The following is a 13908-nucleotide window of genomic DNA, read 5'->3' on the forward strand; positions in this document are numbered from 1 at the left end:
CGGCTAATTTTGCGAAGCAACGGGGGTTCGTTGTGGTGTGGAAAATCCCCGATGTCACCTGATGCGTTGAATTCCCTGTTCTCCCTTTGCATCGGCTTCGCGCTGGCCGGGGCATTGGCCAGCGGATATCAGGCGCTGGTGCAGCGCCCGGCGGGCTTTGGCTTGCTGCAGGATGGGGTAGCTCCAAGGACATTCGCCGCGGTGCCGTTCCTGGTCTTTGCTGCACCCTTTATCATCATGCGAAACACGTTGCGCGGCGCGCGGATCGAACGCCGCCGGTTCGAATTCGTGATGATGGCGACGGTGCTGGCGGGGTTCTGGAGCCTGATGTCCGGAACGTTCTTCCTGATGACGTTGCGTGCCGCGGGCCTGCTGGCCTGAACCTCCGATTTTGTTTTGATGCGTGTCTTGAGGCGAGCCGGTACCGGCTTCGCTTGAAAACGCTGTGGCCGCCATGCAAAGGTCTTCCTCGAACAGGAGATTGAGTAAGCATGGCGATCTACGAACTTGACGGGCAGGCGCCCGAACTGCCCGCGGACGGAAATTACTTTATCGCCGACACGGCTACCGTGATCGGCAAGGTGCGTTTGCTGAATTCCGCCAGCGTGTGGTTCGGCGCGGTGCTGCGCGGCGACAATGAATGGATCGAGATCGGCGAAGGCTCCAACGTGCAGGATAATTCGACCTGCCACACCGATCGGGGCTTTCCGCTGACGATCGGAAAGAATTGCACGGTCGGTCACAACGTGATCCTGCACGGCTGTACGCTCGAAGACGGAGCGCTGGTCGGGATGGGCTCGATCGTGATGAACGGTGCCAAGATCGGCCGCGGCAGCATCGTCGGCGCGGGATCTGTAATCACCGAAGGCAAACAATTCCCCGAGCACTCCCTGATCATCGGTGCGCCGGCGCGCGTGATCCGCACCCTCGAACCCGCGCAGGTCGCAGCGATGGGAAGTGCTGCGAAATTCTACCAGTCGAACGGCCCGCGTTTCAAAAGCGGCCTGAAAAAGATCGGCTGAGCGCTGCTTCAGCTGCCCTCGGATTCGTCGGCTTCGGCCGGGCCGGCGATTTCCTCGTGACCAGCGGCCCACAGCGCATGCTCCTGGCTGCCGTCCTGATAGGGGTTGCCTCCCGCCGGAATATTTTCTCGGGCGGCGCGCTGGCCTTGCTCAAACGGATCGGGATCGGTGGTCATGATTTCGTTTTCCTGGTCAGGCTCGATCTCGTTTTGCGGGGCGCTTGGTTGGCGACACCGTCTTCAGGTTCGCCGTCTTCGAGTTCGCGGCACTCTTGCGAAGCGCATCCTTGAGATCGACGGGAATGCCATGCTTCTTTAGCACATCGGCAAAGGCTTCGTCCGCCAATTCCTGAATCGTCGCCATGCGGTCGCGGCCGAGCTGCTTCAGCTTATCGAAGGTTTCGTCGTCGAAAGCGATCAATTTGCGCACCCGTCAGTCTGCTCCTGCGCCGCAGCGGACGCCGATCCAATCGCCATCGAGCAGAATTGTTCCCGCGAGGAACTGACGATTTGCTTGGCCGTTAGCTCGCATAAGGAGATTTTCCAATGAACAGGACAACCGTAGCGGCCGCCCTTACTGCAATCGTCCTCCTGACGTCGCCCGTTGCTGCGTTCGCGCAAAGTGCCGGCGGAGCCGCGAGCGGGGCCTCGGCGGGCAGCGGCACGGCCGCGGGTTCGCCGAACGCCGGTTCGGCCGGAGCAGGGACGGCCGGCGTCAGCGGCGTGCCGTCCGGGCCGGCGAATGTCGGCGGCCTCAATAACTCCGGCAACGACCCGAGCGGCGCCGGCAATCCATCGAAGGTTGTGTCGCAGCCGGCATCCGGCACCAACAGCGCCGGCACGGCGAACGCATCGGGCTCGCCTGCGACTTCGAGCGCCAACTTAAATTCGGGCGCTGGTGTCACCACAGGCGCAGCGGGATCGGCTTCCGGTAGCGGCGCAAGCGCCGGTTCATCGACGCGGCGCGAAGACACGGACGCTGCGATCAAGGCCGAAGATCGACAGCTCGACAGCAAGCTCAAAAGTATTTGCCGAGGCTGTTGATTAACCAACCGCGACCAATTGCATGAGGTCGCGGAGAATTGAGCAAGACTCCTCGTGGATGATGCCACAGGAGGGCCTACATTCGGAGCGTAATCCGGCTCTGGGAGTCGTGATGCTGAGAGCCCATTTCTGATCATGGAGAGATGATGATGTTGCGTAAAACCTTTCTAGCGTTGGCAGCAGCCGCTTCGATTGGCCTGCTGATGCCCGGAGCCGCACTCGCACGTGGCGGCTTCGGTGGAGGGCACTTCGGTGGAGGCGGCTTCCACGGCGGCTTTGGCGGTGGTGGTTTTCATGGCGGAGGTTTCCGCGGCCGCGGCTTTGGCTACGGGGTAGGTGCGTTTGGCCTGGGATTGGGTCTGGGCTACGGGCTTTATGGCCCCTACGGCTATTACGGCGGCTACGGTTATCCGTACTACGACGATTATTACGCCGACGAGAGCAGCTGCTACATCGTGCGGCGCCGTGTACATACGCCGTACGGCTGGCGCATCAGGCCTGTCGAGATCTGCGGCTGATTTGGATCGCTCGGAATATATCCGGCATTGAACTGAAATAGAGGATTGCAATTGTCCGCAACGGCGGACTTGCAGTCCTCTCATTATAAAGATTTCTAATTGTATAAAGATTTCTAATTGTAACTGAATTCGCTGATCAAGACGTCGTTCACTAACATGTGGGTTAGCTTGGGTCTCTGCTTGCTCGCCGCGATAAACGGACTGCCTGCCGGGCGCCGGTTATTCTTTGTCGGAATGTTTCTCAACATTGCTGCGGAACAAGCCGCTGAAAAAACGCGAGACGCTTTTCCATGCGGTGGCGAAAACCGCCAGACCTGACGCCACAACGGCGATAACACCCTGAAAAATAATGCTTCCGGTGCCGGGATCCAAATAGGCAGCCGCCTCCGATACGCCCGCGATCGTGAAATTCAAGAGCGCGAAGCACAGCAGGATGTATTTTACTTTTCGATTCATCGGCGGACTATCAGTGTCGTGACACGCATCGTCAATGAAGGTTTTTGCATTGCGAGGTGAACTTTATTTAATTTGATTTAAGCGCCGGATTTGACACGTTCTTGGTGGGGGACGCGCGACGATCGGTAACGCCTGCAAGCAGGCGACTTGCCCGTTCGCGAGCAACGGATTGTCTGCTCGCAAGCAGGTGATTTGCGTTTCACAAAGCTACTTTGCTGAATGCGCCTCTCAACGACCCGGGGAATTTACAATGAGCGACGAACTCCTGACATCCGACGTCGTCGGACTGACAAAAGTCGCGCCGTTTTCGCGCCGCGGATTCATGACCGCATCGGCCGCTGTCACCGCGGGCTATACGCTCGCCGCCGGACCTGTGCGTGCCGACGTCATCAAGACCGATACCAATGGCCTCACCGCGGGCGATACAAAAATAAAAGTGGCCGATGGCGAGATGCCCGGCTATTTCGCGCGGCCGAGCGGCGTCAGCAATCCGCCGGTCGTGTTGGTGGCGATGGAGATTTTCGGTCTGCACGAATACATCAAGGACGTGACGCGGCGTCTTGCCAAGCTCGGCGCTTTCGCTGTCGCGCCGGATTATTATTTCCGCAAGGGCGTCGACCTCACCAAGATTTCCGACATCGCGCAATTGCTTCCGGTCGTGAACGCCAAGCCGGACGCGGAGCTGCTGTCCGATCTCGACAGCACGGTGGCCTGGGCCAAATTGCAGGGCGGCGATACTAGCCGGCTTGGCATCATTGGATTCTGTCGCGGCGGGCGCACGGTGTGGGAATATGCCGCCCATAGTAGCGCGCTCAAGGCGGGTGTCGCGTTTTATGGTCCGCCCGTCGATCCGCCGAACCCGCTCTGGCCGAAGAGCCCGACGCAGCTTGCCCCCGACATGAAGGCGCCGGTGCTGGGTCTGTACGGAGAGGCTGATACCGGCATTCCCGTTGCAACCGTCGAGGCGCTGAAGGCTGCGCTCGCCGAAAACAAGAAAACCGCCGAATTCAAGATTTATCCGGGTGCGCCACATGGCTTTCATGCCGACTATCGGGCGAGCTATCGCAAGGAAGCCGCCGAGGACGCGTGGCGCCAGATGCAGGCCTGGCTCGCAAAGTACAAAGTGCTTGGCTCATGATAATCGTACGTGACCATGGGTCGTTTCGCGATCCTTCCGGCTACGTTGCGCATTACGGAGACAGAATCTTCAGAGTGCTGCGGGAGGACGCATTCAGTTCATTCGAATGGTTGAAGTCCTCCGGCTTCCTGGCCGAACTGGTCGCTAAAAAGTGGCTGGTGCCGACAGACGTATCTTCCGAGCCGGCTATTCGAGATATCTCGCAGCGCGTCCTCGAGCACGAGCCGATCGACTTTATATCCTATCCGTATGAATGGCCGTTTGAGCTTTTGAAGCGCGCGGCGCTGTTTCACCTCGATCTTCACCTTCTGGCGCTTGAATCCAGTTTTACGCTGACGGACGCCAGTGCATATAACGTTCAATTCATCGGGACCAAACCGATCTTCATCGATCCGTTGTCGCTGGTCTCGTACAGCGAAGGCCAGCTCTGGTTCGGCCAGCGCCAGTTCTGTGAGCAGTTCCTCAATCCACTCCTGCTCACTTCACTGTTGAAGATCCCGTTCAATGCCTGGTATCGGGGCTCGCTTGAGGGGATTTCATCCGAGGATCTGGCGCGTGCGCTCCGTCCGAAGCACAAGCTGTCGTGGCGCGTCTGGTCCGAGGTTCTGATTCCGGTTTGGCTGCAGCGCTCTGCCCGATCCGATCCGTCAAGAATAGCCACGGCAAAACAACGAAAATTGCCGATGAAGGCCCTTCAATTCATGCTGCGCAATCTCAGGACATGGATTGCGGGAATGCGCGATCCATTTACAACGGAGACGACGACCTGGAGCAGCTACGAGGTCGAAAATTCTTATTTGCCGGAAGAGGAGAGACGCAAGCAATCCTTCGTGGCGGATTTTATTGCCCGCTTGCGGCCCCGGATGGTCTGGGATCTCGGTTGCAACACCGGCCGCTATAGCGAGACGGCCCTGCGTGCCGGCGCCCAAACTGCCGTCGGTTTCGACAGCGATCACGGCGCGCTCAGCCTTGCCGTACAACGCTCTGTCCGGAGCAATCTGAAATTTCTGCCGCTTCTGATGGATGCGTGCAACCCCAGCCCAAGCCAGGGGTGGAACCAGAAAGAGCGCGCCGGACTGACTTCCAGAAGCAAACCGGACGCCATATTGGCGTTGGCGATCGAGCATCACATTGCGATCGGCCGCAACGTGCCGCTGCCGATGCTTCTGGACTGGATGACCGGTCTGGCTGACTGCGGCGTTGTGGAGTTCGTTCCGAAGAGCGATTCGACGGTCCAGCGCATGCTGAGCATCCGGCAGGACATCTTCGATCAATACTCGCAAGCTGAATTCGAATGCGAATTGACCAAGCGCGCGGCCATCGAGAAAAAGGAAGTCGTTTCCTCGTCGGGACGGACGCTCTATGTCTATGCGAAAAATCCGTCCCGTGCGTAGAATATTCGAGATTTGCCTCTCCGTCGTCGTCCTCGGGCTGTTCTCGGGCGTGGCTTTTCTGAATTTTTACCGGATAAACTTTGAAAGCCTCGAAGGGGCGTCTCGCACCCTTCGTTGGTATTTCATGGTGCTGGCGACCGCGATCGTGATTTCGCTGGCAGCCAAGGCGGTGTTTCGGTCGTTTCCAATCGCCCGGATATTTCTGGTCGCCGCCGTCATATCCTTCATGGCGTTTTCCTACGACGAAATAAAAATGCTGGTTTCCCACGATGAGATCAAAACCCTCGTCGGCGACGATAATTTCCTGAAATTTTCGGTGGGCTGCTGGGCTGTTGCAACCCTATTGATCGGCGTGCTGGTCGGCATTTTCTCCAGGCAAGCGGTTGTTCTGCCGACGATGGCGCTGGTCGGCATCATTTATGTGGTGCCGGCCGCGATGAGCCTCGTTCAGGCGCGCGCGCATCCCGTCACGGTGAACGATCCCAAGGCGCTCGCCCTGACTGCGCGCAGGACTCCCAATGTCTATTGGATCGTGCTGGATGGTTATCCGCGGCAGGATGTCCTTCAGGAATTTTTCAATTTTGACAACGAACCGTTCGTGCAGAGTTTGAAGGGTCTCGACTTCACCGTCTACGATCATGCGCTGGCGAGTTTTCCGGAGACGATATTCTCGATATCGAGCACGGTTTCCTTGGGGTTTCTGGTAAGCGGGACAGGATCCTCGCTCAAGATGCCGCCATCTGCGGAATTATATCGCGCCGTCCGTGGCCAAAACGTTGTCGTCAATACGATGCGATCGATGGGCTATCGCTACATCCATTTCGAGAACGGGTATGACAATCTGACTCAATGCCCCATGGAAGGAGCGATTTGCATCAAGGGCAACGTTCAGTCTGACGGTGGAGTCATCCAGTTTGACGAATTCAACCTGGCCGTTCTGTCGAAAACCCCTCTGATGGATTTGATCGCCGCGTTCGCGAACAGATCGGCCGATCAATCGCCGTTTATGAAGGGGGCGGTACATGAGCTGACCAACAAGCTTTCGAGCGTGCCTGAACATGGCGAGCCCTTTTTCCTGTACGCTCACGTCTTGGCTCCGCATCCGCCGATCCGCTTCCGACGCGATTGTTCCGTGAGAGTGGTTACACCGGATCTCGTGGATTGGAATTCGAAGGACAGGTCCGCTTTCCTGGATCAACTGGGTTGTGTGAACGACGAGGCGATTGCGCTCCTGAAGACCGTGGTTCAAAGAGATCCCCAGGCGATCATTGTGGTTCAATCGGACCATGGCACCGCGTTTCGCGGCCAGTTCAAGAAACCGTTCGATGCCTGGGACCAGTTGGATCTGAAGGAACGGTTTGGCGCATTGAACGCGCTTCGCATGCCCGCAGCCTGTTCGAGCTACGCGCAAGGAACCGTCGATCTGGTTAATACATTCTCTCGCGTGTTGAGTTGTATTTCGGATCGCAGTCTGCCGGATAAGGTATCGCGGCAGTTCGTCGTCTGGCATGGCGACATGACAAGCGTTCACGAATACCGGATGGATTCGGAATAGCCGGGGCGCTCCAGGCCGCCGCCCGGGGAGGGCGGAGGAGGTCGCCTACGCCGCGGCAGCCCACAAAAAAACAAGGCCGCAGGCGGAGTATAACGCCTATGCGGCCTTGCCCTGCCCGGATATTAAAATCGGCTTTCGCCACCCGGTGCCGACATCATGGCCCAGTTCCCGGTCTGGAGACTGTGATCCATTTCACAAATGGCTCAAAAAAGTCACGGTTGGCCGTGGGGAAGTCGCGCGGCGGGCGCCCCGCCTGCGGCTATCCTGCCGTTAAGTCCCTGATTTAACCCGTCTGCGCTGGGCGGCGTGGGATCGGCTTGTACGTCGAGGCGAAGGCTGACTGGCCGATTCAGTGGGCTGGGCGCTGGCGAACGACTGCCTGAGGCTCTCGACGGCGCTGGTCAGACTTCCAACCTGATCCGTCAGTCGCTTGGCCTCGTTTTGCTGCGCCGCTATCAGCCGCTTGACGGTTTCCATCTGATCCTGAAGCGCCTGCAACTGGTCGATGGCCTCCTGCTGGGAGACATCCAAGGCCTTCGTTTTCTCGATCAGTTGCTCGGAGGCCTGAACCGCTCGGGCCTGAATCTGTCGCGTGGCTAGGGCGCGGAGGTCCTGCTCGGGCGAAGCGCCGCTATAGGCCCGCCACACGGAAATCGATCCGGCGCCAACCACCAGGACGACAAGCGCCACGGCCGCAAGCATAATCGGCTGTCCGCCGAAACGCGCGATACCATCAGCCTTTACGTCAGCCGGAGGGACGTCAAGCATGGCAATAGAAAGCCAGACTCGCCCTGAAAGTTCCAGTACTTAATTCAAGTGTGCAGTGCAAAAAGCGAGATAAGTCGTTGCTCCTGCCGGGGTATCCGCGGGAGCCCTCAGGGCTTTCGAAGGTGGGTTCGGATAAACTGGCCAGCACTTGCCAGCGCCAGCCGGCCGTCTTCCAGTCGCGCATTCCACATCGGCCAAGCGTGGATCATCTGCGGCCAGATTTGCAGCGTTACCTCGACATCGGCCGATCCAGCGGCTGCGGCGAGCCGCGTGGCGTCGGCAAGCAGCGTCTCGGCCGAACCGACCTGGATCAGGGCGGGCGGGAAACCCCTGAGGTCAGCGAATAGCGGCGAGATCATCGGGTTCTCGCGGCTGACGGATTTGGGCGCATAGGCGTCCGCCAATTCTTCCAGATAGGCCTTGTGGATGAGCGGATCGACGGCATCCTTGGTGTCGTGTGTCGCGCCGGACATCGTAAGATCGGTCCATGGCGAGAGAAGCCACACGCATGCAGGTCGGGCCTCGTTAGCCCCGCGCAAGCTGTTGATGAGCCCAAGCGCAAGATTGCCGCCTGCGCTATCGCCGCCGATGGCGATGCAGTCGGCCGCGATACCCTGTCGGCGCAGGAAGCGCCATGCCGTCATCGCGTCCTCATGGGCGGCCGGATAGGGATGCTCGGGAGCAAGCCGGTACCCGATCGCCAGCGTGCGCATCTGCCGCGCGGCCCGCTTCCGTCACCAGCCTGCGGTGGCTGACAATCGAGCCGGAGCAGTAGCCGCCGCCGTGAAAGAACATCAGGACGCGCGATGGATCGCTGCCGGGTGCAAGCGACCATTCGCCGGGTACGCCATCGCAGTCGACGGCCTCACAGGTCACGTCGCCGGCGATCGGCCAGACCGATCCCACCTCGTCGATGCGCTGGCGCCGCTGTGACCATCCGACCGGTCGGGGCTTTGAACCCAGCAATGCGCGGATGGCATCAATCTCGGTTTGGGCCAATTCTGCTTCTCCAGAAAGACTCCCAAAAGGTCAGCTTCTCCCGAGCAAACCCGATCGCACACCCAAATATCCGGTGAGACTAGCAATAGCAGACCCGGACGGAGGCCGAGAGCAGGAAATTGCGTAGAGCTTGCGCGCGGCGGCTTCCGGATCGCCGAACGGGCTGTCACCGATCAATTTCATGGCTCGAACTTGAGGGAGCGATCACGTCTTAGTCGAACGTGGTTAGGGTCGTGGCCCCCATTGATCTCGCGCGCTAGTTGCGCTACTCGCCGCAGGGTTATCAGGGTCAGATTACGCCGGACGACGAATGCTCTTCAACTCAGTCTCCTTCATCTTCGTCTTCTTGCCGGCGACCCTGTTGATTTTTTTCCTGTTTGGTACGGTCTCGCGCACGCTTGCTCTGTTTTTTCTCGCTGTCGCGTCATTGGTGTTCTACGCTCAGACGAACAGCCACTACCTTCTCATCCTCGTCCCCTCGATCATCGTCAATTACTTGATCGGCAGCGCCTTGTCGCGTGCATGGATCGGTGATCGTCGCCGTTTCGCGGTCGTCACATTCGGAATAGCAGCCAACCTGGCCTGCCTTTTTATATTCAAATATCTCGATCTTTTCATCTATACGATCGATAGCCTCCACGTCGTCAACATCGATCCATTGAAGATCGAGCTACCGCTCGGCATTTCGTTTTTTACATTTACGCAAGTCGCGTTCCTGGTCGATGCCTATCAACGCAAAGTCAGCGAAACACGATTCTTGAATTACGCACTCTTTGTCTCGTATTTTCCGCATTTGGTCGCGGGGCCAATTCTGCATCATGCCGAGATGATGCCGCAGTTTTCGGCCCAATCAACCTTCCGCCCAAGAATCGAAAATTTCGCTATCGGGCTGTCCGTCTTTTTCATCGGGCTTTTCAAGAAAGTCATGATAGCCGACAGCCTCGCGCCGCACGTTCACAGGATATTCGACGCATCCGGGCAGGGAGCCAGCTTTTCGACGCTGGAGGCATGGTCGGGAGCATTGTTCTACGCGCTCCAGATCTATTTCGACTTTTCCGGATATTCCGATATGGCAATCGGATTGTCGCTGCTCTTCGGGGTAAGATTGCCGCTGAACTTCAACTCGCCCTACAAGGCCGTCAATATCACTGACTTCTGGCGACGCTGGCACATGACCCTATCGCGCTTTCTGCGCGACTATTTGTATATTCCGCTGGGAGGCAACCGCGTGGGCGAGACCCGAAGGCTCGCCAACGTCATGATCGTTATGCTGCTCGGCGGCCTGTGGCACGGTGCTTCCTGGACATTTATGGTCTGGGGTGGTCTTCACGGCATCTATCTGATGGCAAACCGTGCCTGGCACTTGCTGATCGGGGAAAACCCGACAAAAAGCCGGTTATCAATCCTGACGGGACGCCTCACGACGTTTCTGCTGGTTACCGTCGCATGGGTCTTTTTTCGCTCCCCAACCTTTGGCACGGCGTTGAGCATCGCCCAAAGCATGCTTGGATTGAACACGACGTTCTCGCCTGCCGATCCGGTTGGATCATATCTGCCATCGGGCGACGTTACTGCGATCGCGGCAGCGGCGTTGGCGATAGCGTGGTTTTTGCCAAACACACAGGAGATCATGTCGCTATACAAGCCGGCGCTGGGCACTCCGTCAGCAATTTGCGCAGCTCCTTGGGCGGTGCTGTGGCGGCCGACCGTCGCTTCCGCCATTGTCGTCGGCACAATGGCAGTCGCATCGCTGGCGACGATCATTTTTGAAAAAAGAGTCGGCGACTTTATATATTTTCAGTTTTGATGCATGAAATCTTATCTCGTCACCATTGCCGCGATCATAATAGTCCCCATCCTCGTGATGATGTCGTTGGCCGGGACCGGCGTTTACGCATGTTTCAAATGCGAGTTGCTGCGGTACCAGGAATCCAAGATCGCTCTGGCGTCCGAAGCTGAAACCATCGTGCTTGGTGACAGCTCGATCGGCTATGCGCTCGACGCGGAAGAGTTTTCCGATCTGAGCGGCAAAAAGACGTTGAACATGGCTTTGACTGGATACGATTACGGCATCGGGGGAGTTTATGTCCTGTTGACCGAGCTGCTGTCGAAAGTCCATCCAAAGAATGTTTTGATCTCCCTGACTCCGCAGACGTTCTCGGTTTCGATTTCACAAATTCATGATCGTCCGATCCAGGGCTTTGTTCAGGCATCCCGGCGGCATCCGCAGATGCTGTTCACCGTCAATCGGAAAATCTCGTTGAAGGTGGCGAAAACGGCGGCCGTGCAGCTTTTTGACAAGCAGTTCCTGATGGATGGGATTGAATACTTGCGAGGGGGGCGTGTGGCGGTCCCGGATTCTTTTAGCAAGTATGACTATCTGGAGCCATCGAACAATGTGCTGCACCTGGCAAAGACCGCGACGATAACGTGGGAACCGGAATCGTCCCACGATTATGATGTCTTCTTCGGCAAGATCGCCAAGCTCTGTGAAACGCATGGTCTGAATTGTCTTTATATGCACGGCCCGCTTGTGAAGTTGGTGGTTGAGCAAAACCAGGAGTTCATTGAGAATCTGGGAGACCGAATTGAGCGCACGGGCATCAAAGTCATTCGCCCGTCGCCGATTGCAATTCCCGACGCAGATCTCGGAAATACCATCAACCATGTTCGTCCCGGTGTTCGCCTGGCTTACACCAGGAAAGTCTACGAGCTGGTGAGGGAGTCCTTGCGCTAACCCGATGTCGAAGCCGTCGCCCGAATCGGCGGTGACCATTAAATGGCCTGCCGGCGACGAATTGCACGAGCTGTGGTGTGTTGGCGAGGGATAAGGCTACCGCCACGCATCGTGGCTGGCGAACATCGTTCCGAACGGGCAACTCTTGACGGTGTTCGGTTTCTGTGGCGGCGGCAACTGCCGCGCTTCGACATCGTGTATTTCTTCACGATGGCGTCCCAGGCATCCTGCCACGCCTCAAATGGGACTCGGTCCGCGTCGGCAGTAGCGCCTTCGCAACCGGTATTTGGTGAGCGGACAACAATACCGAAAGGCCGTTGACAACCAATAGTAGCGCCCCGAGTATCGCCCTTGGGCGGAATAGGGTGGGGCAGGTTGTGTTCAAAGGAATTGAGGGCTTGCGCGCGTGGCTGGCGTGGACTGTCGTCTTTGCTCACCTCGTGGAGGTTTCTGGCCTCGAGACGCTGATTCCGAAGGCAAAAATATTCGATGAAGCCGGGGACGATGCGGTTTTAGTGTTCATTATCATCAGCGGTTTCGTGATCACACATCTGATCGTGGAAAAGAAGGAGTCGTTTCCAACATTCATTACGCGTCGGTTCTTGCGAATATACCCCGCATATTTGTTGGCTCTGCTGCTCGCGATTGCGACGTCGACCATGTTGTATCAGGCCATTCTCGCCTCCGCGACAACACCAGACTGGGTGATTCGGCACTTCATGCTGGAGCAAGATCAGTTCAACAATAACTTCGCGGCACATCTTCTGGCACACATTTCGTTGTTGCACGGTGCGGTGCCAAATAACATTCTGCCCGATAGCCAGTACATGTTCCTGGGGCCAGCCTGGAGCCTGTCACTCGAATGGCAATTCTACCTGATTGCACCGGTCTGGGTGTGGGCGATCCAAAGAAAGCCGTTGCTCGTAGTAGCCATCACACTCGTTGCGGCGATCGCCTACAAACTGTTTCTTTCGAAAGTATTTTCTAATCCAAGCTTCTTGCCTGGTGCCGGCTTGTGGTTTCTCCTTGGAATAGCGACGCGCCTTGCGATGCCGATGGCTCCACGTCTGGAAAAATATCCGTTCGCGATCGTATTGGGTTTCTGCGGTCTCGCGGTCTTGGATAAGCGACTTGCGGTCTTGTCAATCTGGATCGCAATGGTTGCTTATTTTCTACAGCCAAAGATGTGGGCCATCGTTGATAGCCGCTTCGCGCGGGCCGCGGGCATGAGATCCTACGCAGTCTACATCATCCACGCGCCAATTATGGTCATCGCCCTGTTCATTAGCTGGCAGTACCGGCTTTCCGGTTTCGCTTCGGTGCTGGCGGTCGGCGCAATGGCGTTCGTCGGCACGGTTGTCGCGTCGGAGTTCATCCATCGATGGATTGAGTTGCCCGCCATCGAACTGGGGAAGGCTATTGGAAGGCAGCGTCCCGTGCTGAGAAGTCGACCGCTGACTGTCGAATAAGCCCCTTCCACAATAAAATCAGTATTTACAACTCTTAAAAAAGTGCGGCCAGCCTTTGGGGGAAGGCTGGCCGCGCGCGAACCGGTCTGGGACGGGGAGGGGTGGGGATGTGACCGGGTCGCGTGTCCTGTGATGTCCTGTTTCGTTAGCGGGCGCTGGCTGTGGCGACCGCAGGATGGTTGTCGCCAAGCGAGACCCACACGTTCGGATCGCTTTGCGATTGACGCTTGATGAAGCGGTAACCGGTCTCGGTCCAGGCCACGACGTTTTCGTTCTGGTTGTCGAGGATGAACTCGCCCTTGTCCGTCTTCACGGTCAGCACCGCGTGGCCTTCGCCCTTCTTGTCGCGCACCACCGTGATCAACAGCGCTTCGCGCGGCCAACCGGCGTCGATCAGCATCTTGCGCTTCAACAACACGTAGTCCTCGCAGTCGCCGTAGCCGTCAGTCGGCAGCGACCATTTTTCGATCACGCCCCAATGATCCATGTCGGTCATCGGCTTGACGTTTTCGTTGACCCAGTGATTGACCCGCACCAGATCCCGCCATGCCGTCTGCGACATCACGATGTCGCGTGGTTGCGACGTGCCGCTCGGACATTCCTCGGGAGTGTCGGCGCAGAAGTCGACCCAACCGATCGGCGCACGCGTGGTGTCGCCAAGGCTCGCATACAGAACTCGTTCGTCGCCGGCATGAGCCGTTGCGCTCATTCCCAACAGGATGGCGCCGATCGCCAACCCTTTCCCCTGTCCCCTGAACCCAAACATTGTGGCCCCCGTTTCTTGTTGGGACCACGTTTCGCACAAAGGT

At 57.8% G+C, this 13908-nt stretch carries 15 protein-coding genes and 1 pseudogene; 9 read left to right on the plus strand and 7 right to left on the minus strand.

The genetic code is table 11. From position 1 onward, the window contains the following. Positions 1 to 51 precede the first annotated feature (51 nt). The gene (locus BLV09_RS02135; RefSeq protein ID WP_100382615.1) at positions 52 to 381 is read left to right on the plus strand and encodes a DUF6949 family protein; all 330 of its coding nucleotides are present in this window, start codon (positions 52 to 54) and stop codon (positions 379 to 381) included. A 110-nt stretch (positions 382 to 491) separates the two neighbouring features. Then, complete coding sequence (locus BLV09_RS02140) at positions 492 to 1022, plus strand: gamma carbonic anhydrase family protein (protein WP_100386960.1); 531 nt, start codon at positions 492 to 494, stop codon at positions 1020 to 1022. A gap of 8 nt (positions 1023 to 1030) precedes the next feature. On the opposite strand, the gene BLV09_RS36920 is transcribed toward BLV09_RS02140, so the two are convergent. The 3 genes from BLV09_RS36920 to BLV09_RS36925 all read right to left on the minus strand — a co-directional run bounded on the left by BLV09_RS36920 (position 1031) and on the right by BLV09_RS36925 (position 2010). Then, positions 1031 to 1198, minus strand: coding sequence for a hypothetical protein (locus BLV09_RS36920; RefSeq protein WP_167558590.1), 168 nt, complete (start codon positions 1196 to 1198; stop codon positions 1031 to 1033). A 16-nt stretch (positions 1199 to 1214) separates the two neighbouring features. Beyond that, positions 1215 to 1451 carry a hypothetical protein gene (locus BLV09_RS02145; RefSeq protein WP_146686160.1) on the minus strand — a complete coding sequence of 79 codons (237 nt, stop codon included), beginning with the start codon at positions 1449 to 1451 and terminating at the stop codon, positions 1215 to 1217. Between the two features lie 91 nt (positions 1452 to 1542). Further along, positions 1543 to 2010, minus strand: a complete 468-nt coding sequence (locus BLV09_RS36925; RefSeq protein WP_167558591.1) for a hypothetical protein — start codon at positions 2008 to 2010, stop codon at positions 1543 to 1545. Between the two features lie 204 nt (positions 2011 to 2214). Here BLV09_RS36925 and BLV09_RS02155 point away from each other — a divergent pair, with 204 nt between their 5' ends. Further along, positions 2215 to 2583, plus strand: a complete 369-nt coding sequence (locus BLV09_RS02155) for a hypothetical protein (protein ID WP_174556517.1) — start codon at positions 2215 to 2217, stop codon at positions 2581 to 2583. A gap of 219 nt (positions 2584 to 2802) precedes the next feature. Here the strand turns inward: BLV09_RS02155 and BLV09_RS02160 are convergent, their stop codons facing one another. Beyond that, positions 2803 to 2997, minus strand: coding sequence for a hypothetical protein (locus BLV09_RS02160; protein ID WP_146686162.1), 195 nt, complete (start codon positions 2995 to 2997; stop codon positions 2803 to 2805). A gap of 364 nt (positions 2998 to 3361) precedes the next feature. On the opposite strand from BLV09_RS02160, the gene BLV09_RS02165 reads away from it, so the two are divergent. The 3 genes from BLV09_RS02165 to BLV09_RS02175 are packed head-to-tail and all read left to right on the plus strand — an operon-like array spanning position 3362 to position 7126. Further along, the gene (locus tag BLV09_RS02165) at positions 3362 to 4177 is read left to right on the plus strand and encodes a dienelactone hydrolase family protein (protein ID WP_433994407.1); all 816 of its coding nucleotides are present in this window, start codon (positions 3362 to 3364) and stop codon (positions 4175 to 4177) included. Next, a complete protein-coding gene (locus BLV09_RS02170; protein ID WP_244548941.1) occupies positions 4174 to 5571 on the plus strand; it encodes a class I SAM-dependent methyltransferase in 1398 nt (465 codons plus the stop codon). Before BLV09_RS02165 ends, BLV09_RS02170 begins: the two co-directional genes overlap by 4 nt. Further along, the gene (locus BLV09_RS02175; protein WP_167558592.1) at positions 5564 to 7126 is read left to right on the plus strand and encodes a sulfatase-like hydrolase/transferase; all 1563 of its coding nucleotides are present in this window, start codon (positions 5564 to 5566) and stop codon (positions 7124 to 7126) included. The genes BLV09_RS02170 and BLV09_RS02175 overlap by 8 nt, the downstream gene beginning before the upstream one ends. Before the next feature lie 270 nt (positions 7127 to 7396). On the opposite strand, the gene BLV09_RS02180 is transcribed toward BLV09_RS02175, so the two are convergent. Together BLV09_RS02180 and BLV09_RS02185 are read right to left on the minus strand one after the other, a co-directional pair. Then, entirely contained in the window at positions 7397 to 7828 is a 432-nt protein-coding gene (locus tag BLV09_RS02180; protein ID WP_244548942.1) for a hypothetical protein, read from the minus strand. Between the two features lie 173 nt (positions 7829 to 8001). After that, positions 8002 to 8893 (minus strand): annotated as a pseudogene (locus BLV09_RS02185) (alpha/beta hydrolase). Between the two features lie 310 nt (positions 8894 to 9203). On the opposite strand from BLV09_RS02185, the gene BLV09_RS02190 reads away from it, so the two are divergent. The 3 genes from BLV09_RS02190 to BLV09_RS02200 all read left to right on the plus strand — a co-directional run bounded on the left by BLV09_RS02190 (position 9204) and on the right by BLV09_RS02200 (position 13099). Next, the gene (locus BLV09_RS02190; RefSeq protein WP_146686165.1) at positions 9204 to 10700 is read left to right on the plus strand and encodes an MBOAT family O-acyltransferase; all 1497 of its coding nucleotides are present in this window, start codon (positions 9204 to 9206) and stop codon (positions 10698 to 10700) included. A gap of 3 nt (positions 10701 to 10703) precedes the next feature. Then, positions 10704 to 11630, plus strand: coding sequence for a hypothetical protein (locus BLV09_RS02195; protein ID WP_146686166.1), 927 nt, complete (start codon positions 10704 to 10706; stop codon positions 11628 to 11630). A 377-nt stretch (positions 11631 to 12007) separates the two neighbouring features. Beyond that, entirely contained in the window at positions 12008 to 13099 is a 1092-nt protein-coding gene (locus BLV09_RS02200) for an acyltransferase family protein (protein WP_167558593.1), read from the plus strand. Between the two features lie 145 nt (positions 13100 to 13244). Here BLV09_RS02200 and BLV09_RS02205 read toward each other — a convergent pair whose 3' ends face one another. Continuing rightward, on the minus strand, positions 13245 to 13865 hold the full coding sequence (locus tag BLV09_RS02205; protein WP_100382605.1) for a transglutaminase-like cysteine peptidase: 621 nt from the start codon (positions 13863 to 13865) through the stop codon (positions 13245 to 13247). Between the last annotated feature and the right edge of the window lie 43 nt (positions 13866 to 13908).

It is taken from the genome of Bradyrhizobium canariense (assembly GCF_900105125.1).
In the GTDB taxonomy this organism is placed as follows: domain Bacteria; phylum Pseudomonadota; class Alphaproteobacteria; order Rhizobiales; family Xanthobacteraceae; genus Bradyrhizobium; species Bradyrhizobium canariense_A.